The organism is Amycolatopsis sp. NPDC050768, assembly GCF_040654155.1.
Taxonomy (GTDB): domain Bacteria; phylum Actinomycetota; class Actinomycetes; order Mycobacteriales; family Pseudonocardiaceae; genus Amycolatopsis.
Map to the genome: position 1 here is coordinate 302,385 of NZ_JBFAHL010000008.1, position 19,304 is coordinate 321,688.

Sequence of the window (19,304 nt, forward strand, 5' to 3'; positions counted from 1 at the left end):
GTCAGGCGGCGACCTGCTGCAGCAGGCCGTGGAAGTCGAGCATCGGCCACAGCTCGGCGATGCGGCCCTCGCGCAGGCCGAACACGACGGCGGCGCGCATGCGGATCGCCTTGCCAGTGGACGGGTTGCCGAGGAAATCGCCGTCGTGGGTGCCGGTCATCGTCCAACGGACGGCGGCTTTGTCGCCGTCGACCAGGATGTCGTCCACGTGCAGCACGGCGTCGGAGAACGACGCTTGCACGATCTTGCCGGCACCGACCACGGCCTCGCGGGCCGACTTGTCGGACGGGCCGTGGTTCACGGCGTCGGGGGTGAGCAGTTCGTCGATCAGGTCGAAGTTGTGGCCGTTGAACAGTTCGGCGTAGAACCGTTCGACGGTCTCTCGGGTGGTGGTGGCCACGGGGGTCCCCTCTCTACTGTGGTGGTGGTTGCGGTCTTCGTGCGGTGGCGCAGTGAGGACTGAACAGGGGAGCGCCTTGTGACAACCGACTTCTTCACCGACGAACGCGGCCGGCTTTTCGGCGGCGGTGCCTTGGGCCCGCTGGAGACCGTGGAGCGGCGCGAGTCGGTGTCGTTCGCGATGCTCGTGCTGATGCGGTCGCTGACACCGGTGGAGCGCGCGGTCTTCGTTCTGCGCTCGGCATTCGACTACCCGTACCCGGAGCTCGCCGCGCTGCTGGAGCTCACCGAGGCCAACGCCCGCCAGCTCTACAGCCGCGCCCGCCGCCGCGTCGACACCGGCGAGACCCGCTTCCCGACGTCCGACGACGGCTCGATGCGGCTCACCGAGAGCTTCATGACGGCCGTGCGCTCGGGCCGGCTGGAACTGCTCGAGGACCTGCTCGTCGCCGACATCGCCACCTGGATGGACCTCGGCGACGGCGAACGCGTGCACGTCCGCGGCCGCGCAGCCGTCCGCCGCAACGCCGCCGCCACCCTCGCCCGCTTCGCCACGGTGTCCGACTTCCTGCTCATGGAGGTCAACGGCGGCCCGCGCATCCTCTTCCTCCAGGACGGCGAGGTCGTGGGCCTCACCGTGGTGGAAACGCGGGACGGGCGGATCTCGGCTCTGCGCACGGTCGCGGATCCGGATCGGCTGGGGTATTTGCGGGCACAGTTCGCGGCACTGCTCTCCGCTGAGTGACCGGGGAGCGCGAAAACGGCCGTGGCCTCGGGCCGGCGGCGCCTACGCTCGGTGGGATGAACGAGTCCTTCTTCCGGCACCTGGTCATCGCCGTCGGGGACCTGGCGCAGCCGGCCGCGGCGCAGATCGCGCTGCTCGAGAAGCAGGGACTGCGCGACGCCGACGAGCTCGCGCTGGAGCTCGACGAGTACTTCGCGGCGCTGAAGGACATCCTGCCCGCCGACACCGTCGCGGTGCTGGCGGAGCTCGACGGCCTCCTCGAAGAGATGAGCGGCCCGACGGGTCCGTGGTCGTTCGAGGCTCTGGCGACCGCACCGGAGTGGGTTCGGGTCAGGGAGCTGGCCGCGCGGGCGTTCGCGTTGCTGGGCCGCCCGGCCTGAGCTGCCCGGCTGCGCTCCAGCGGCACGAACGGACCGTTCCCGCGGGCACTTCCGGCACCGATCCCCAGGTCCAGGCCCGGCTGGAGCAAGTCCAGCCCGCGCGAGCGTTCTCCCCGCCCGAGGCCACGCCGTAGGCTGTCGGGTGTGAGCCAGCCGATCCTGATGACCGTCGACGACGACCCCGCTGTTTCGCGGTCGGTCGCGCGTGACCTGCGTCGCCGCTACGGCAAGGACTACCGCGTGATCCGTGCGGACTCCGGGGCCGACGCCCTCGACGCCCTGCGCGAGATCAAGCTGCGCGGAGACGCCGTCGCGGCGATCCTCGCCGACTACCGCATGCCCCACATGGACGGGATCGCCTTCCTCGAGAAGGCGATGGACCTGTTCCCCAACGCCCGCCGCGCGCTGCTGACGGCCTACGCCGACACGGACGCGGCCATCCAGGCGATCAACGTGGTCGATGTCGACCACTACCTGCTCAAGCCGTGGGACCCGCCGGAGGAGAAGCTGTACCCGGTCATCGACTCCCTCGTGGAGACGTGGCTCGCGGTCGGCGACAAGTCCGTGGACGAGACGAAGCTGGTCGGCCACCGCTACTCGGCGCCGTCGTTCAAGGTGCGCGACTTCCTCGCGCGCAACGCCGTGCCGTACCGCTGGTACTCGGTGGACGAGGACGAAGGCGGGCGCATCTTGCAGGCCGCCGGCGCCGTGGAGACCGACATCCCGGTGGTCGTGACGTCCGACGGCACCGTGCTGAAGCAGCCCACTGGCAGCGAGATCGCCGTCGCGGTGGGCCTGTCCACGCGGCCGGCGCAGGAGTTCTACGACCTCGTGGTGATCGGCGGCGGCCCGGCCGGCCTCGGCGCGGCCGTGTACGGCGCGTCGGAAGGCCTGCGCACGGTGCTCGTCGAGCGCAAGGCCACGGGCGGCCAGGCGGGCACGAGCTCGCGCATCGAGAACTACCTCGGGTTCCCCGACGGCGTCTCCGGCGCGCAGCTCACCGACCGCGCCCGGCGCCAGGCGCAGAAGTTCGGCGCCGAGGTGCTCACCGCGCGCGACGTGGTGGGGCTGGAGGTGCGCGGGTCGAGCCGCGTGGTCACCTTCGGCGACGGCTCCGAGATCGCCGCCCACGCCGTGATCCTCGCCAGCGGCGTCACCTACCGCGCGCACGAGGCCGACGGCATCCGCAAGCTCACCGGCAGCGGCGTCTACTACGGCTCCGCCGCCACGGAAGCGCCCGAGTGCAAGGGCCAGCACGTCTACATCGTCGGCGGCGCGAACTCCGCGGGCCAGGCGGCGGTGTTCTTCGCACAGCACGCGAGCGAGGTGTCCCTGCTGGTGCGCGGCGACTCGCTGGAGAAGTCGATGTCGCACTACCTCATCGAGCAGATCGCGGGCATCGACAACATCACCGTCCGCACGGGCACCACCATCGTCCAGGCCCACGGCGCCGACCACCTCGAGGCCGTGACCCTGTGCCACGGCGACACGACGGAGAAGGTCGAGACCGGGCACCTGTTCATCTTCATCGGCGCGGCGCCGCGCACCGACTGGCTGGGCGAGGTGATCCAGCGCGACCACCACGGGTTCGTCCAGACGGGGCCCGACCTGGTCGCCGAGGGCCGCAAGCCGGCCGGCTGGCCGCTCGACCGCGACCCGTACCACCTGGAGTCGTCCGTGCCCGGCGTGTTCGTGGCCGGCGACGTCCGGGCGCAGTCGGTGAAACGCGTGGCCTCCGCCGTCGGCGAGGGCGCCATGGCCGTCACCCTGGTCCACCGCTACCTGGAGGAACAGTGAAGGAGCCCGCACTGCCGCGCGAAGAACTCCGCGGCCTCTTCCTGTTCGAGCACCTCTCCGACGAGCAGCTGGACTGGATCGAACAGCACGCCGTACTGGAGCACTACGAGGGCGACACCGCAGTGCACCGCGAGGGCGATCCGGCCACCTGCTTCTACATCGTGCTCTCGGGCGCGCTGCGGATGTCGCGGCTGGTGAGCGGCGCCGACGTCGAGGTGAAGCGCTCCGACCAGCGCGGCTCCTACTTCGGCGCCACGCAGTTCTTCGTGCACCAGGACACCGAGCACACCTACAGCGCCACCGTGCGGGCGGTCGGGGACTTGACGCTGCTCGCGCTGCCTTCGGCGGAGTTCGCGGTGGAGTTCCGCACGTGGTTCCCGATGGCCGCGCACCTGCTGGAGGGCATGTACCTCGGCTGGCGCAACTCCGACACCGTGATCTCGTCGCGGCGCCGGCTGCTCGCGCTCGGCGAGCTCTCGGCCGGGCTCACCCACGAGCTCAACAACCCGGCCGCGGCCGCGGTGCGCGCCACGGCGTCGCTGCGCGAGCGCGTGGCCGGGATGCGCCACAAGCTCGCGCTGCTGGCGAAGAAGGACATCGATCCGGACCTGCTGGAGCAGCTGCTCGACGTGCAGGAACAGCTGGTCAAGACGGTTGCCGACGCGCCGCGGCTCTCGGCGATGCAGCAGTCCGACCGCGAGGACGAGATCAGCGACTGGTTCGACGACCACGACATCGACCAGGGCTGGGACCTCGCCGCGATCTTCGTCGCGGCCGGGCTCAAGACCGAGAACCTCGACGGCGTCCTGGAATCCGTCGGCGAGGGCCTGCTCGACGGTGCCCTGCGCTGGCTCGCGTACGCGCTCGAGACCGAGATCCTCATGGGCGAGATCGAGGACTCGACCACGCGCATCTCGGTGCTCGTGGGCGCGGCCAAGCAGTACTCGCAGATGGACCGCGCGCCGCACCAGTGGATCGACGTCCACGAAGGACTCGACTCCACGCTGGTGATGCTGTCAGGCAAGATCGGCGACAAGATCCGGGTCGTCAAGGACTACGACCGCGGCATCGACCACATCCCGGCCTACGCGGCCGAGCTGAACCAGGTGTGGACCAACATCATCGACAACGCCGTCCAGGCCATGGGCGGCGAGGGCACGCTGACGCTGCGCACGTGGCAGGAGAGCAAGCAGGTGCGCGTCGAAATCGGCGACAGCGGCCCCGGCATCCCGGAAGAGGTGCGCCAGCGCATCTTCGAGCCGTTCTTCACCACCAAGGGCGTCGGCGAGGGCACGGGCCTCGGCCTCGACATCTCGTGGCGCATCATCGTGGAACGGCACTCGGGTGACATCAAGGTGACGTCCGTGCCGGGCGACACGCGGTTCGAGATCTGTCTGCCGGTGGAGGAACAAGCCTCGCTCTGAGCCGTTTGCGCTGACCGCCCGCGCGCCGCTGCCGTGATCAACCGGCTGCGGTGCGCGGGCGGTTCGTCATTTCCCTTCCGTCACAAGGAAAAGCCGGGACTTCACCGGATCCCGATCGACCCCGTCCGTTCATTGATCGTTCACTTCGAACTCCTCGTGCCGCGCGTCAAACGAGTTGCGGGGGCTGAAGGATCCGAGGTGACGCGTCGCGGGACGTGCGGAAGGTGGGTTCGTGAAACGCCGGTTGTCCATCGGGCTGGCTGTGGTTCTGGTGCTCGCCGTCGTGGCCGTGATCGTGTGGGGGCGGTCCGGGAGCGACGAAGCGTCGGGAGGGGGTGACCTCACCGTCGTGCGCGGGGTGATCGGCTCGGAGAAGCAGGCCTTCTTCACCGACCAGCGCGTGGTCGACGCGTTCGCCAAGCACGGCCTGAAGGTGGAGGTCGACACCGCCGGCTCGCGCCAGATCGCGACCACGGTCGACCTCGCCAAGTACGAGTTCGCGTTCCCCTCGTCGTCGCCGGCGGCGCAGAAGATCCAGCGCGACCGCAAGGTGACCACGGTGTACACGCCGTTCCAGTCGCCGATGGCGATCGCGACGTTCGAGCCGATCGTCTCGCTGCTGAGCGCCGCGGGCGCCGTGCACAAGGGCGCGGGCGACTACCAGGTGCTCGACATCGCGAAGTACCTGCAGCTCACACAGGCCGGCACGCGCTGGGACCAGTTGGCGGGCAACACCGCGTACCCCGTGCGCAAGAACATCCTCGTGACGACCACCGACCCGCGGGAGTCGAACTCCGCGGCGATGTACCTGTCGATCGTGTCGTTCGTGGCCAACGGCAACAACGTCGTCTCGACGCCGGACCAGGAAGCCAAGGTGCTGCCCCAGGTGTCGAAGCTGTTCCTCGACCAGGGGTACACGCAGAACAGCACCGAGGGGCCGTTCGAGGACTACCTCTCGGCCGGCATGGGCAAGACGCCGCTCGCGCTGATCTACGAGTCGCAGTACGTCGATCGCCTGGTGCGCCACGACGGGTCGATCCAGCCCGACATGCGGATGCTCTACACGGCGCCCACGGTGTACTCGAAGCACACGCTGGTTCCGTTCTCTCCCAACGGGGACAAGGTCGGCCAGCTGCTCTCGACCGATCCGGAGCTGGGCAAGCTCGCCGCCACGTTCGGCTTCCGCACCACGAACCCGCAGCAGTTCCGCGACGTCGTGGCCGCGGCCAAGGCCCCGGTGCCGGCCGATCTCGTGGACACGGTCGAGCCGCCGTCGTTCGAGACGCTGGAACGGATGCTCGACGCGATCCAGAAGCAGTACTGATGGACGATTTCACTCTCACCCCGCCGGAGCCGGTGGCGGCGGTCCCCGTGGAGCGCGCTGCCGGCCTGATCGCGCTCGGTGACGACACCCGGGCCGACATCGCCCGTCGCGCCGGTGAGTTCGCGACGCGCCTGGAAGCGCTCGACGTCAAGTCGCCCGAGTTCACCACGCTGCTCGACGAGCTCCTCGCCGTCGGCGAAGCGGACATGCGCGCGGCGGCCACGGTCGCGGGCACGATGCTCGACCGTTCGACGAAGGCGCTGGAATCCGCGCGCGGCTCCGTCGGCTCGCCGCAGCAGCAGGTGACCACAAGCTTGGTCGAGCTGCGCCGCACGGTCGCGGAGCTCGACCCGGCCAAGCTGCCGATCACCGGCCGCAAGCTGCTGGGCATCTTTCCGGCGGCCGCGAGTGCCAAGCGCGCTCTCGACCGCTACCGCGCCGCCAACGAGCCCGTGAACGCACTGGTCCGCGAGCTGCGTACCCGCCAGGACGTGCTGCGGCGCGACAACGCGGCGCTCAAGGGCGAGCGCGAACGGCTGTGGGCCACGCTCGGCCGGCTCGCCGAGGCGGCGGCGTTCGCGGAGGCCGTGGACGGGGCGATCGACCGGCAGGCAGGGGTCTTCGACCTCACGGATCCCTCGCACGCCAACGCGTTGCGCGCCGACATCCTGTACCCGATCCGCCAGCGCCACCAGGACGTGCTGACGCAGCTGGCCGTGAGCGCGCAGGGCTACCTCGCGCTGGACCTGGTGCGCCGCACCAACGACGAGCTGATCCGCGGCGTCGAGCGGGCGGTGTCCACCACTGTCTCCGCGCTGCGCGTGGCCCTGCTCGTGAGCGCGGCGCTGGCCAATCAGCGCGACGTGCTCGACGAGGTGGCGGCCCTGCAGTCGACCACCGACGGCCTGCTGCGCGCGAACGCCGCGCTGCTGGAGTCTCAGAGCGCGGAGATCCGCAAGGCGTCGAGCGACCCGGCGGTCGCCGTCGACACGCTGCGCGACTCGTTCGACCGGATCTACTCGGCCCTCGACGCGATCGACGGGTTCAAGGCCGAGGCCGTGATGCACATGGCGTCCACAGTGGAGTCGTTGTCCGGTGAGCTGCGGCGTGCCGAGGACCGGCTGCGCCGTTCGCACGAGGGGGAGCTGTGAAGAAACTCGCGGTACTGGCGCTCGCCGCCGCCCTGCTGGTGACGGGGTGTTCGTCGTCGGATCCGAGCTCCGGCACCGACGCCGGGCCGCCCGAAGCCGGCACGTTGCGCATCCTCGCGGGCAGCGAGCTCGCCGACATGCAACCGGTGCTCGACGAGGCTGCGAAGGCCACGGGCGTGAAGGTGAAGTTCACGTTCACCGGCACGCTGGAGGGCGTCGAGTCGCTCGCCAACGGCAGCCTCGACGGCAAGTACGACGCCGTCTGGTTCTCCTCGAACCGTTACCCCGCGGGCATTCCCGAGGCGGCCAAGCGCCTGGGCAACCAGGTGAAGATCATGAGCTCGCCGGTGGTGCTGGGCCTGTCGCAGCCGGTCGCGCAGCGGCTCGGGTGGGACAAGAAGGCGCCGACCTGGGGCGACATCGCCGCGGCGGCGGGCAAGAAGGAGTTCACCTACGGGATGACCGACCCGTCGGCGTCCAACTCCGGCTTCTCGGCGCTGGTGGGCGTCGCGTCCGCCCTGGCTCACTCCGGCACGGCGATCGACGCGCAGCAGATCACCGCCGTCACGCCGCAGCTCACGCAGTTCTTCAGCGCGCAGGTGATGTCGGCCGGTTCGTCGGGCTGGCTCTCCGACGCGTTCCAGCGCCGCGCGACCGGCCAGGACCCGGGGGCGAAGGTCGACGGCCTGGTCAACTACGAGTCCGTGCTGCTGTCGATGAACTCCTCCGGCAAGTTGCCGCAGCCGCTGAAACTCATCTACCCCAGCGACGGCGTCGTCACCGCCGACTACCCGCTCACTCTGCTGACCAGTGCGAACAACGAGGCCCGCGACGCGCACCAGAAGCTGTCCGACTACCTGCGCACGCCCGACGTGCAGCGGCGGATCATGCAGGTCACGCAGCGGCGCCCCGTGGTGCCAGGCGTGCAGCTCGGCGCGCAGTTCGTGCCCCACGACCTGGTCGAGCTGCCGTTCCCGGCGACACAGCAGGCCGTGGACGCACTGCTTTCGGCCTACTTCAGCAAGATCCGCCGTCCGTCGCGCACGCTGTACGTGCTCGACACGTCGGGCTCGATGCAGGGCGACCGCATCGAGGCGCTGCGCTCGGCGCTGGCCGGCCTCACGGGCGCGGACAACTCGCTCGTGGGCCGCTACCGGCAGTTCCGCAGCCGCGAGGAGGTGACGATGCTGCCGTTCAACACCGCGCCGGGCAATCCGGTCACGTTCACCGTGCCCGAGCAGAACCCGCAGGGCGAGCTGGCGAAGATCAAGAGCTTCGCCGAAGGCCTGCAGGCCGACGGCGGCACCGCGATCTACGACAGCCTCGACCGCGCGTACCAGGTGATGGAACCGCTGGTGGCACAGGACCCGGACCGGTTCAACTCGATCGTGCTGATGACCGACGGCCAGAACGAGAGCGGCTCCAACCTCGACGGCTTCAAGTCGTCCTTCGCGTCGCTGCCCGCGGCGATGAAGCAGATCCCGGTGTTCACGGTGCTGTTCGGCGAGGGCAGCGGAGACGAGCTGACGCAGGTCGCCACGCTGACCGGCGGCAAGGTCTTCGACGCCCGCAACACCCAGCTGTCCAGTGTCTTCCAGGAGATTCGCGGGTACCAATGAGGCGTTGGTTCGGCTCCACCAAGAACATCGCCGGCTGCATCGGCGGCCTGATCGGCCTCGTGCTGTACGCGGTCGGGGTGATCGGGCCGCTGTGGCTGATGTTCGTGGTCATGGCCGTGCTCTACACGGCGGGCGCGCTCGTCGCGCCGCCGGAGAAGGTGCGGCTCGTCGTCGACCCGACCGTGGAGGCGGCGGAGGTGCGCTCGTCGCTGGAGGCGTTGGTGCAGACGGTGGCCGGCCACTCCGGGCGCCTGCCGCCGTCCGCTGTGGACGGTGTGCGCCACGTCGCCGAGGTGCTGTCCGACCTGCTGAAGGACCCGCTGCGGCTCGCCTCGACGCCGGACCTGCAATACCGCGTGCTGCTGCTCGCGCGCACGGACCTGCCGATGTCGGTGGAGACGTACCTGAACTTGCCGCGCTGGTTCGCCTCCCGGCGTGACGCGGACGGCACCAGCGCGGAAGACGAGCTCGCGAAGCAGCTGGACCTCCTGCGGGGCAAGGCGGAGAAGCTCGCCGCGGAGTACTACTCGGCGGACGTGAACCGCCAGGAGGACCACACGCGCTACCTCGGCGAAGAGTCTTGACGCCGGATCGGTGATTTCCGACGCATGGTTGTCAGACGCGTGTCTTAGTACTAGCTTCGTAAGAAGATCGTCTTACGAGGGAGTGCGCTGGTGGCAGGCACATCGGTAACGGGCACATCGGAACCGGGCTCACGCCGGGAACAGGCCGAAGCGACTCGCGAGCTGCTTCTCAGAACGGCAGAGCGCCTGTTCGCCGAACGCGGGCTCGCGCAGGTGTCCAATCGCCAGATCGTGGAGGCCGCCGGACAGGCCAACAACTCCGCGCTGGCCTACCACGTCGGCACGCGCGAAGACCTGATCCGCGCCATCACGCGCTCGCACGTCGAGCCGATCGCCGCGCGGGCGAAGGAACGCGTGGCGGCCGTCCGGCGGTCAAAGCGGCCGCGTGACCACGTGGCGAGCCTCGTGCTGCCCTACACCGAGCACCTCGCGAGCCTCGGCATCCCCAGCTGGTGCGCCCGATTCCTGGCGCAGGTCGTGACCGATCCGGCGCTGCTCGACGTCGAGGGCGTCGAGCCGGTGCTGGCCGTCGAGTTCGTCGAGGGCACGGCCGCGGTGTGGGCGCACGTGACGCCGTTGCCGGCCGCCGAAACGGCTCTGCGGAGCCAAACCGCGCGCGTCGCGGTGATCCACACGTGCGCCGAGCAGGAACGGCTCGCCGCGGCCACCGGCGTGCCCGCCGACTGGGCGCTGGTCGGCGAGGCACTGACCGACGCCCTCACCGGTTTGCTGACCGCCCCTCGTGTTCCCACCATCCGGAAGGATCGTCGATGACCGCCGCGAAACCGCCCACGATGCGCCGCCCGGTTCCGCCGGAGATGCTGGAGCGCGGCAAGTGCCCGTTCGACCCGCCCGCCGTGCTTGCGGAAAAGGCGCCGGTGTCGCGGATCGAGCTGGTCAACGGCGCGCACGCCTGGGTGATCACCGGCTACGAGCAGGCCCGCGTGGTGCTGGCCGACACGAGGTTCAGCTCCGACAACGTGCGCAACCGCAGCGCGATGGACCTGCGCCCCGACGAGGTCGGCAAGGCGCGCTGCCCCGTGGACGTGGCGCAGCGCGAGGACGGCCGGTTCCTGTTCATGGACCCGCCCGAGCACACGCGGCTGCGCCGACTGCTCACCGGCCAGTTCACCGTGCGGCGCATGCAGTTGCTGGAAGAGCGGATCCGCGAGATTTCGATCGAGCACCTCGACGCCATGCGCGCGGCCGGGAACGAGGGCGACGTCGTGCCCGCGTTCGCGCTGCCGTTGCCCTCGCTGGTGATCTGCGAGCTGCTGGGCGTGGACTACGCGGACCGCGCGGAATTCCAGGAGCACACCGGCATCGCGCTCAACCTGACCAAGAGCGACGAGGAGCGCGCGAAGGCCTCGGAGTCGATCTACGCGTTCATGCGCAAGCTGGTGGCGCACAAGCGCGAGCACCCGGCCGACGACCTCGTGTCCGGCTTGATCCACGGCGACTCCGACCCGGCGCTGACCGAACAGGAACTGGTCGACATCGCGACCGTGCTGCTCGGCGCGGGCCACGAGACGACCGCGAACATGCTGGCGCTGGGCACTTTCGCGTTGCTCGAACACCCGGACCAGCTGGAGCTGGTGCGCGAGGACCCGTCCGTGCTGGACAACGGCGTCGACGAGCTGCTGCGCTACCTCTCGATCATCCACATCGGACCGAACCGCGTCGCGACGGAGGACCTCGAGGTCGGCGGCGTCACGATCCCGGCGGGTGACACCGTGCTGATCTCGGTGCCGCAGGCCAACCGCGCGGCTGAACACTGGCCGGAGCCGGAACGGCTGGACCTCAAGCGTCCGCGTACGCCGCACCTCGCGTTCGGGCATGGGGTGCACCAGTGCCTGGGACAGCAGCTCGCGAGGGCCGAGCTCCGGGTCGGGCTGGCGGAGCTGGTCGGCCGTCTGCCGGAGCTGCGCCTGGCGATTCCCGCCGAGGAAGTGCCGCTGCGCACGGACATGCTCGTCTACGGGGTGCATTCCCTGCCGGTGGCGTGGTCGGCGAGCGCTACCGGAACCGGGGCAGCCTCAGCGTGAGCGCGGCCGTCGTGAGCCAGGCCAGCAGGTCGGGCAGCGGGATGCGGGAGAGGCGCTCGGGCCACTCGTCGGCGACGGTGTGGAGCCCGAGCTCGTCGTCGGCCGGCCGCACGCCGGTGAGCCGCAGCCCCTTCGGCAGCTCGGGCAGCGGCAGCACGACGGGCCGGATCCGTTTCGGGGCGCGGAACTCCCGCTGTCCGATGTGGAGGGTCGTTGGGGTCAGCACCACGGCGTCCGAGGCGACGGCGGGCGTGAGCGTGAGCCGGCCCCAGCCGGGGCGCTTGGCCCAGCGCACCTGGAAGCCGTCGTCGTGCGGGGTCGCGACGAGATCCGGCCGGGCGTCGGCCACACGTTCGCGCACGACGCTGCCGGGCACGGTGATGTCCAGCTCGACCTCACCCGGAACCACGGTGGGAGTCGGCAGACTGCGCAGGCGGACGTCCTTGGCCAGCAGGACAACGCGGCGCAGCGGGATGGTGCTCGTCGCGGACGTCGGCCACTCGACGTCCTCGGCGACCAGGCGCACGTCGCCGACGCGGCCGGTGGCCAGGCGCAGGGAATCGGCGGGGTATTCGAGTTCGGTCAGGGTGAAGCGGGCTTCGCCGCCGTTGGCCTTCGCGGTGAGCCGGCGGCCGACGAGCTGTTCGGTGACCGTGCGCGCGAGGGCAGCCGGCGTGGCGGGCACGTTCGGCAGCAGGGAACGACCCGCCGCGGCGGCGAGGCCCGCGATTTCGGGCCAGCCCTCGAACCATCTGCCTTCGCTCACCCGGACATCGTATGGGGCGCGGTAACCGGTCGCTTCCGGCTGTGGCGTTCGCCGCGCGTTTCGCCCGGTGTTGGCGTGAAACACGTTTGACCGGGGCAAAAACGGGTCAGCGGGCGACGAGCCGCGCGATGATCCCGCTCACGACCAGCCAGAACACCGCGGCGAGGCCGTAGTCGAGGATGACCGCGAGGTCGGGGTTGCTCACCGGGAACAGGCCCGGGAAGAACAGCGCGAGCGGGTCGGCCAATGACCGGATGAAGATGAAGAAGCCGTTCGCGGCGTTGGCGCCGGCGAGCAGCATCACCAGGTAAAGCACCTCGATGAACGCGAACAACGCGCCGATTCCGGTGATCACTCGGGCTGCCGTGTTGGTTCTGGTGGAAGTTCGCCATCTGGACATGCTGGTTAATTCCCACTTCCGGGTGAGGGTGAAACGCGTCACCGGTCAAATTGCGCCGGTTGGTCGACGGGGCGCCCGGCTCGGGACCGCAGAGCGACGACTGGTGCCTCGTCAAGCAACGTTGATCAGGTAGTCGGGTTGTCGGATGGGTTGCGCCGGCGGACATGACCGGCGACGGCTGCGGTCTGCGCGGCGTGAGTTCGGACGAGAATGCCGTCCGCGTTGCGCCAAGGGGGCGCTAGATTCGCGCGAGTGCGCACGTTGATCGTCGTGGTGGTGTTGCTCGGGCTGGTGTCGGCGGGGTGCACCCGGTCGGTGGTGCCCGACCAGGGGCCGATGGTGGCCCCGGCGGGGTACTCGCTGCCCAAGGGGGCCGAACAGGAGGTCAGTCCGGGGATGGATCCGGACCTCACGGTCGAGCTGCCGGTGGGCGGTCTGGTCAAGCTGGACTACAACACCGCCCAGCGCGCCCTTGACGGTCGGATCTGGTCGGTGCTCCGGCTGGCCCAGGTGGACGGCGAGACCTCGATCTACCAGGCGGTCGCGCCGGGCAAAGTGGGCTTGGTGATCACTCCGCACGGCTACTCGTGTCCGCCGCGCGCGGTGGACTGCGACGTGGACACCAAAGGGCCGTTGAAGCTCCTGGTGGTCGTGACCCCGACCTGATCGGCGACTCGGAGGGTCGCGCCCGGTGATCACGCAGATCTGCGTTCGCGTGGTGTCATCGATCGTCCGCGATCAGGATGGACACTCGACTCGAAGATCAATTACCGCACCAGCCACCATTGACGAGGCACTAGCCTGACCGCGTGCCCCACACCGCTGAGCCTGCCGAGATCGAGTTGACCTTCCGCCGCGAAGACTGGTACGCCGAGGAGTTCACCGGGCGGCGGTTCGAGCGGTGCGAGTTCCACGACGTCGACCTCACCGAGGCCGTCACTCGCGGTGTCTCGTTCGTCGACTGCGTGTTCGGCAACGTGCGCTTCAACGCCTCGAAGCACGTGGACACGGCGTTCACCGGCTGCGGTTTTACGCGCTGCAACCTGTTCGACGCGGAGTTCAGCGGGTGCAAGCTCGTGGGGAGCCGGTTCACCGAGTGCTCGCTGCGGCCGATGAAGGTGCTCGGGGGCGACTGGTCGTTCGCGGGACTCGCGGGCGCGGACCTGCGCGGCGCGACGTTCCAGGGCGTGCGGATGCGCGAGGCCGACCTCACGCGCGCGGACTGCACGGGCGCGACGTTCGCCGACGTCGACCTGTCGGGTGCCGAGCTGCTGGAGGTGAAATTCGGCGGCGCCGAGCTGCGGGGGAGTGACCTCTCGGCGCTCGACCCGGTGCACGCCGAGCTCGGCGGGGCGATCGTGTCGCCTGAACAAGCGACGGTGCTGGTGACATCGCTCGGATTGCACGTTCGCGGGTAGGCTGCGCTGGGCGTTGGAGGGTCAGCGAAAGGAGTCCGCGATGGGTGTCATCACGCCGGGGTTCACCGGTCGCGCCCGCGGCGGCAACCCGCGGCTGCCGCCCGGCCAGTACCTCACGGAGGATTTCCCCGTGCTGTCGGCAGGCCCGACGCAGCGCGTGCACCTGGACAAGTGGGAGTTCGCGGTCACCACGGAGAAGGGCGAGAAGCGCTCGTGGTCGTTCCGCGAGCTGACCTCCCTGCCGAGCGAGAAGTTCACCGTGGACATCCACTGCGTCACGCAGTGGTCCAAGCTCGACACGCGCTGGCGCGGCGTGCCAGTGGAGACGCTGATCGGCGACCTCGACACCGAGGCCGACTACGTGCTGGCGCATTCCTACGGCGGCTACACCACCAACCTGCCGCTCGCCGACCTGCTCGACGGGCAGGCGTGGATCGCGTACGAGTACAACGGCAAGCCGCTCACCCCGGAACACGGCGGGCCGGCGCGGCTGCTGGTGCCGCACCTGTACCTGTGGAAGTCGGCGAAGTGGGTGCGCGGGCTGGAACTTGCCACGAAGGACGAGCCGGGCTTCTGGGAGTCCTCCGGCTACCACGACTACGGAGACCCATGGCGCGAACAGCGGTATCAGGGCGACTAGCTTGGCGCGTCGCGAACCTCGCGGAGATCCGCCAGGAGACGGCGACGGCCCGCACCCTCGTGTTCGACGTCCCCGGCTGGCCCGGCCACCTCGCGGGCCAGCACGTCGACGTCCGCCTCACCGCCGCAGACGGCTACACCGCCCAGCGCAGCTACTCCCTCGCCGCGCCCTCCGACGGTGACCGCCTCGAGCTGACGGTGCAGCGCGTCGCCGGCGGCGAGGTCTCGGAACACCTCACGGGCCCCTACGCGGTCGGCGACCCCGTCGAGATCCGCGGCCCGATCGGCGGCTGGTTCGTCTGGCGCCCCACCGACCCCGCCCCCGTCCTGCTCGTCGCGGGCGGCTCCGGCGTCGTGCCGCTGATGGCGATGATCCGCGCCCGCCGCGCTGCCGGGAGCCGCGCGTTGTTCCGCCTGGTGTACTCCGTGCGGACCCCCGCGGACCTCTACTACGCCGCCGAGCTGCGCAAGCCGTACGCCGGCCTGGACGTCACGTACGTCTACACCCGCGAACTCCCCGACGGCGCCCCGGGAATTCCGCGGCGCATCAGCGTCGCCACCCTCAACACGGCCAGCTGGCCGACGGACTTCGGGCCCACCACGTTCGTCTGCGGGCCCACCGCTTTCGTCGAAACGGTGGCCGACGCTCTGCTGGCTTTGGGCCACTCGCCGCACTCGATCCGCACGGAGCGCTTCGGTCCCAGCCGGGACTGATGCGCCTGCCGCGGCTCAGGAGAAGTCGGGTTTGGCGAGCAGCTCCCGAAGCGTCGCGAGCAGCTCGCGCCGGTCCGCCGCACCCAGCTTGGCCCGGATCCGCGCCATGTGGTGTTCGACGGTTTTGCCGGAGATGAACAGCTTGCTGCCGGCCTGTTTGTACGTCAGGCCGTCGACGACGAGGCGGGCGACTTCGAGCTCGCGTTCGCTCAGGGTGCTGAGGCCGGGGGCGGCGCCGGGTTCCGGGGTGGCGGATTCGCGGCGGCCGGTGCCGGCCTGGAACTGGCGGGCGGCTTCGAGGAGCTGGACCATGGCTTTGCGGTCGGACGTGCGGATGGCGGCCTGGCCGGCCAGCCGGGCGGCATCCCAGCAGAGGTCGAGTTCGTGGAGTTCGGCGGCGGCCGCGGAGACCTCGTCGTGGTCGAAGGCGCCGCCGAGGACCGCGAGCCAGCACGTGGCGGCGCGGGCCAGCGCCGCGGGGTAACGGCCGTGGCCGGCGAAGCTCGTCAGGGCGGCCAGCTGGTGGGAAGCGGTGTCCAGGTCTTCCACGGTGATGGCGGCGTGCAGCTCGTGCCAGCACAGGGAGACCGTCCACAGTGGAGGGTTGCCGAGCTCGCCGAGCATGGCGTGGGCGTGGCGCAGCTGCCGCGTGAGCTTCGCGTGCGCGCCGGTGCGGGCGGCGGCGATGGCCAGCTCGCCCAGCGGCAGCAGGGTGAACAGGTCGGTCTGCTGCCGCATCGACGCCTGGTACGCGCGGTCCCACGACTGCTGCAGCCCCACCAGGTCGCTCGCGCGCCGCGCGAGGCCGAGTTCGAGCGTCGCGAAGAAGAGCTCGTCGCGGGCTTCGAGGCGGGTGCCCGCCACGGCGTCGCGGTGTTCGGCGGCGGCCGTGAGGTGCCCGCTGGTCATCGCTACCCAGCCGAGCAACAGCCGGTGCCGCGCGGTGAGCAGGTCGCCGCCGACGTCGCTGGCCAGCGCGCGGTCCAGCACCGATTCGGCCAGCCCCAGCTCACCCGAGTGCAGCCCGACGAGCGCGGCCAGCGCGGCCGGGCTGTCCGGCAGCGGCGCGCCCGTGGCGGCCGGCTCGAGCATCGCGGCCGCCCCGACGAGCGCCGAGAGCGTGTCCGCGCCCTGCCCGCTCACCGAATCGACGACGCCGCCGGCCGTCCGCGCCACGGCACCGGCGAACAACGTCGGCGCCACCCCGGGCACGGGCGCGTCCACCAAGGTCCGTGCCGCGTCCAGCTGGCCGGACCCGACGAGTGCGATCGCCGCGAATGCGTTCGCGGCCCCGCGCCCGGCCCACCGGTACACCTCGGGCCCACGGGCGTTGTTCCACGAAGGCGCCCAAGCCTCGCCGGGCACGGGCGCGTTGTGGCCGGGCATCGGTCGGGGTGCGCCCCAAGTCGACGCGGTCAGATCCGGCCCGTCACCGTCCCCAGGCGCACAAGCGTCCGCCGCCGCGGCCCACCGGTAGAGCTCCGCACTCCGCGCCAGCTCCCCCCGGTGCGCCAGCACCGTCGCGGCGATCTCCGCCCCGGCGGCCCGCGCCTCGGGATCGTCGCCGCTCAACATCCCGTCACCCAGCCGCAGCGCCGTGTCGAGGTCACCCGACAACGCCGCCGCCCGGGCCCACCCCGTCGTCACGGCCGTGTCGCGCGCCCCCGCCTCGGCGGCGGCTTCGAACAGCCGCGCCGCCAGCTTCGTGTCCCCGGGCAACGCCTCACCCGCGGCCGCCGCGAAGGCAGCCGCCGCGCTCGCACCCGAACTTCCCGTGTCCAGCAACGACTTCGCCAGCTCCAGCACGGGCAACCCGCCCCGCAGCTGGATTTCCACGAGCTGCTGCAACACCGTCAGCCGACGAGCCGGCGGCCCGTACGTGCGCACGGCCTCCGCGGCGACCGGCAACAACCCGTCGTTCGCGTCGAGCAGCCCCGTCGCGCGGGCACCGTCGACGACCTCGGGCAACCGGTCCGGCGCCAGCTCCAGCAAGGCGCACAGCAGGTCGAGATTGCGGCCGGCCCCGGCCTCCGCAGCGATCAAGTACCGCAGCACGTCGTCGTCGAGCTCCGCCAGCTCGGCCCGGAACTCGCCGAGCTGCCCGGTCACCGCCCGCTCCACCAGCCGTGGCACCCCGCCGGTGCGGGAATGCAACGCGGCGGCGGCCGTCCCGTCGACGAGCCGGCCCGTGAGCTGCCGCGCGAGCGCCCCGACCTCCTCGGCGTCCAGCGGCGGCAGCGCCACCTGCCGGGCGAAGGGTTCCGCCAACGCGCGCAACGCTTCCGAACGCGGGTTCGGCCGGTGCGCCAGCACGACCGGTCCCGCCAGCGCCGTAAGTCTCGCCACGTCCTCCTCGCCGAGCTGGTCGGCGTCGTCGACGAGCGTCGCGTCGACGCCGGCCTCGCGGCAGCCCGACTCGAGCGCGCCGAGCAGCGTGGTCTTGCCGTAGCCACCGGGCGCGACGACCACGAGCCGCGCGGGCGTCGCGGTCACAGCCGCCAGCTCGGCGAGGAGCAGGCGCGCAACGGGGTGGACGGCGTCGGTGCCGGGTTTCGCCAGCAGTGCGTTCAACAGTGACCTTCACCGGTGGGGGCCGCGCCCGGGCGGGCGCATGACGTGAGGGACGCGGGGTGGGCCGGGGCGGTTCCCTTGTCCGCCGTGGCTTCGTGGGAGGAGAGAGCGGCGATCAGGACCGAGGAACCGATCGCGAGCACTGCGGCGGCCGCGGCGAGCGGACGCCAGCGGCGCAGCAGTTTCGCGGCGCCTTCGGGCGGGGGCAGTTCGAACGGCGTGATGTCCACCGGCGGCGGGGAGGGCCGCTCGGCGAGCTCGGGTACCGAGTCGACCTTGGGGATCAGGGTCGTCTCCGCGACGGGCTGCTCCCGCCGGGCGGGCGGGCTCATCCGTTGAGCGGCGAGGCTACTGGCTCCGAACGCGGCCGTGAGCGGGGGCTGGGGTGAGGCGAACACGGGGCACGGCAACCGGCCCGGCAACGCCCCCGGCCCGGGTTCGCCGGAGAACACGATGCCCGCCAACGCGTCGGGCAGCACCGAAATCCCGTGGGCGAGCGCGAAAGCCGTGCTCACGGCAGCCGCGGGCGCCACGCCCTCGGTGCTCGTGCGTGCCACCCAGCCGCCCGCGCCGGACGCCGTCGCAAGCGTGACGGTGACGCCGTCGGGCCCGAACTCGCACACCACGGCCGTCTGGTCGCCGGGTCCGGGATCGGGCAGATGGGCATAAAGGGCGCCAATGGAACTGGGCACCAAAGTCACGGCGGCGAAGCCGGATTCACCCAGCGCTCGTCGCAGAAGGTCACGCCGGTAGTCGCCCCAATCACCGGGGTGGGTGACGACGAGGTGGCGGGGTGCTCCTCCCAGTTGAGCGCCCGCGTGCTCCGCGATGCCCTCGACGAGGACTGCGGTGAGTGACTCCGGCGAGAACCGCTCGCCCCCGACGAACACGGGGACGTCGTCGCCGATGCGGCGGTGGAACCCCGTCAGCAAGCGAGACGGAACGCTCGTTCCGGCGCGCGCCGCGGCGTCGCCGGTGAGCAAGTAACCCTCATCGTCCAGGAATAACGCGGTGGCCGCGGCCGGCGAGCTCTCGCCGAGCCACAGCGGTTCAGGGGCGCCCCAGCCGTCGGCAAGCTTCCGGCGGGTGGCGGCGTGGGTCCGGGCGTGGGCGACATCGATGCCGAGCACATAGGGCAACGCCGCTTCCTCCCTTCGTCGCACCGGGACGGGCCAAGGAGAGCAATCCGCCCCCTAGGGGTACGCCATCCTCACCCGTTCGGGTCATCCGGGCAAGCTCGGGTGGGATTTACCCAACCGAGCCCCCGAACGGATGAGCCCGTAACTCCCTAACGATCTCATATCGACCCCCTAACGGCTGAGCGAGCT

At 70.9% G+C, this 19,304-nt stretch carries 19 protein-coding genes; 14 read left to right on the forward strand and 5 right to left on the reverse strand.

What is annotated here, in order from left to right:
- Position 1: 1 nt before the first annotated feature.
- Positions 2-400 carry an ester cyclase gene (locus AB0H62_RS25090; protein WP_360588500.1) on the reverse strand — a complete coding sequence of 133 codons (399 nt, stop codon included), beginning with the start codon at positions 398-400 and terminating at the stop codon, positions 2-4.
- A gap of 78 nt (positions 401-478) precedes the next feature.
- On the opposite strand from AB0H62_RS25090, the gene AB0H62_RS25095 reads away from it, so the two are divergent.
- The 10 genes from AB0H62_RS25095 (at position 479) to AB0H62_RS25140 (ending at position 11,468) form a co-directional block, all read left to right on the forward strand.
- On the forward strand, positions 479-1,144 hold the full coding sequence (locus tag AB0H62_RS25095) for a sigma factor-like helix-turn-helix DNA-binding protein (protein WP_360588502.1): 666 nt from the start codon (positions 479-481) through the stop codon (positions 1,142-1,144).
- Positions 1,145-1,200: 56 nt separating this feature from the next.
- Positions 1,201-1,524: a hypothetical protein gene (locus AB0H62_RS25100; protein WP_255638891.1), complete on the forward strand. Its 324-nt coding sequence runs from the start codon at positions 1,201-1,203 to the stop codon at positions 1,522-1,524.
- A gap of 144 nt (positions 1,525-1,668) precedes the next feature.
- Complete coding sequence (locus AB0H62_RS25105; protein ID WP_220246790.1) at positions 1,669-3,321, forward strand: response regulator; 1,653 nt, start codon at positions 1,669-1,671, stop codon at positions 3,319-3,321.
- Positions 3,318-4,745: an ATP-binding protein gene (locus AB0H62_RS25110; RefSeq protein ID WP_360588505.1), complete on the forward strand. Its 1,428-nt coding sequence runs from the start codon at positions 3,318-3,320 to the stop codon at positions 4,743-4,745. The genes AB0H62_RS25105 and AB0H62_RS25110 overlap by 4 nt, the downstream gene beginning before the upstream one ends.
- Before the next feature lie 232 nt (positions 4,746-4,977).
- Positions 4,978-6,069 carry a hypothetical protein gene (locus tag AB0H62_RS25115; RefSeq protein WP_360588507.1) on the forward strand — a complete coding sequence of 364 codons (1,092 nt, stop codon included), beginning with the start codon at positions 4,978-4,980 and terminating at the stop codon, positions 6,067-6,069.
- Positions 6,069-7,220 carry a toxic anion resistance protein gene (locus tag AB0H62_RS25120; protein ID WP_220246793.1) on the forward strand — a complete coding sequence of 384 codons (1,152 nt, stop codon included), beginning with the start codon at positions 6,069-6,071 and terminating at the stop codon, positions 7,218-7,220. Before AB0H62_RS25115 ends, AB0H62_RS25120 begins: the two co-directional genes overlap by 1 nt.
- Positions 7,217-8,839, forward strand: a complete 1,623-nt coding sequence (locus AB0H62_RS25125) for a substrate-binding domain-containing protein (protein WP_360588509.1) — start codon at positions 7,217-7,219, stop codon at positions 8,837-8,839. The genes AB0H62_RS25120 and AB0H62_RS25125 overlap by 4 nt, the downstream gene beginning before the upstream one ends.
- A complete protein-coding gene (locus AB0H62_RS25130) occupies positions 8,836-9,423 on the forward strand; it encodes a hypothetical protein (protein WP_220246795.1) in 588 nt (195 codons plus the stop codon). Before AB0H62_RS25125 ends, AB0H62_RS25130 begins: the two co-directional genes overlap by 4 nt.
- 90 nt (positions 9,424-9,513) lie before the next feature.
- Positions 9,514-10,197 carry a TetR/AcrR family transcriptional regulator gene (locus tag AB0H62_RS25135; RefSeq protein ID WP_220246796.1) on the forward strand — a complete coding sequence of 228 codons (684 nt, stop codon included), beginning with the start codon at positions 9,514-9,516 and terminating at the stop codon, positions 10,195-10,197.
- Entirely contained in the window at positions 10,194-11,468 is a 1,275-nt protein-coding gene (locus tag AB0H62_RS25140; RefSeq protein ID WP_360588512.1) for a cytochrome P450, read from the forward strand. The genes AB0H62_RS25135 and AB0H62_RS25140 overlap by 4 nt, the downstream gene beginning before the upstream one ends.
- Here AB0H62_RS25140 and AB0H62_RS25145 read toward each other — a convergent pair.
- Together AB0H62_RS25145 and AB0H62_RS25150 are read right to left on the reverse strand one after the other, a co-directional pair.
- Positions 11,440-12,234, reverse strand: coding sequence for a hypothetical protein (locus tag AB0H62_RS25145; RefSeq protein WP_360588514.1), 795 nt, complete (start codon positions 12,232-12,234; stop codon positions 11,440-11,442). The two genes, AB0H62_RS25140 and AB0H62_RS25145, sit on opposite strands and share 29 nt — an antisense overlap.
- 106 nt (positions 12,235-12,340) lie before the next feature.
- Positions 12,341-12,634 carry a hypothetical protein gene (locus tag AB0H62_RS25150; protein WP_220246799.1) on the reverse strand — a complete coding sequence of 98 codons (294 nt, stop codon included), beginning with the start codon at positions 12,632-12,634 and terminating at the stop codon, positions 12,341-12,343.
- A 252-nt stretch (positions 12,635-12,886) separates the two neighbouring features.
- Here AB0H62_RS25150 and AB0H62_RS25155 point away from each other — a divergent pair, with 252 nt between their 5' ends.
- From AB0H62_RS25155 to AB0H62_RS25170, 4 genes are all read left to right on the forward strand, one after another.
- Positions 12,887-13,300: a hypothetical protein gene (locus AB0H62_RS25155; RefSeq protein ID WP_360588516.1), complete on the forward strand. Its 414-nt coding sequence runs from the start codon at positions 12,887-12,889 to the stop codon at positions 13,298-13,300.
- A gap of 143 nt (positions 13,301-13,443) precedes the next feature.
- A complete protein-coding gene (locus tag AB0H62_RS25160) occupies positions 13,444-14,052 on the forward strand; it encodes a pentapeptide repeat-containing protein (RefSeq protein ID WP_360588518.1) in 609 nt (202 codons plus the stop codon).
- Between the two features lie 40 nt (positions 14,053-14,092).
- Positions 14,093-14,692 carry a sulfite oxidase-like oxidoreductase gene (locus AB0H62_RS25165; RefSeq protein WP_220246802.1) on the forward strand — a complete coding sequence of 200 codons (600 nt, stop codon included), beginning with the start codon at positions 14,093-14,095 and terminating at the stop codon, positions 14,690-14,692.
- Positions 14,662-15,405, forward strand: a complete 744-nt coding sequence (locus AB0H62_RS25170) for a ferredoxin reductase (RefSeq protein ID WP_220246803.1) — start codon at positions 14,662-14,664, stop codon at positions 15,403-15,405. The genes AB0H62_RS25165 and AB0H62_RS25170 overlap by 31 nt, the downstream gene beginning before the upstream one ends.
- A 15-nt stretch (positions 15,406-15,420) precedes the next feature.
- Here AB0H62_RS25170 and AB0H62_RS25175 read toward each other — a convergent pair whose 3' ends face one another.
- Entirely contained in the window at positions 15,421-17,976 is a 2,556-nt protein-coding gene (locus AB0H62_RS25175; RefSeq protein ID WP_360588521.1) for a helix-turn-helix transcriptional regulator, read from the reverse strand.
- A complete protein-coding gene (locus tag AB0H62_RS25180) occupies positions 17,973-19,115 on the reverse strand; it encodes a molecular chaperone DnaK (protein WP_220246805.1) in 1,143 nt (380 codons plus the stop codon). Before AB0H62_RS25180 ends, AB0H62_RS25175 begins: the two co-directional genes overlap by 4 nt.
- Between the last annotated feature and the right edge of the window lie 189 nt (positions 19,116-19,304).

Bases quoted from the DNA above. Each gene is read 5' to 3' on its own strand.
- AB0H62_RS25140 (WP_360588512.1), top strand. From the start codon at position 10,194: ATGACCGCCGCGAAACCGCCCACGATGCGCCGCCCGGTTCCGCCGGAG.
- AB0H62_RS25165 (WP_220246802.1), top strand. From the start codon at position 14,093: ATGGGTGTCATCACGCCGGGGTTCACCGGTCGCGCCCGCGGCGGCAAC.
- AB0H62_RS25150 (WP_220246799.1), bottom strand. From the start codon at position 12,634: ATGTCCAGATGGCGAACTTCCACCAGAACCAACACGGCAGCCCGAGTG.
- AB0H62_RS25120 (WP_220246793.1), top strand. From the start codon at position 6,069: ATGGACGATTTCACTCTCACCCCGCCGGAGCCGGTGGCGGCGGTCCCC.
- AB0H62_RS25130 (WP_220246795.1), top strand. From the start codon at position 8,836: ATGAGGCGTTGGTTCGGCTCCACCAAGAACATCGCCGGCTGCATCGGC.
- AB0H62_RS25100 (WP_255638891.1), top strand. From the start codon at position 1,201: ATGAACGAGTCCTTCTTCCGGCACCTGGTCATCGCCGTCGGGGACCTG.
- AB0H62_RS25170 (WP_220246803.1), top strand. From the start codon at position 14,662: ATGGCGCGAACAGCGGTATCAGGGCGACTAGCTTGGCGCGTCGCGAAC.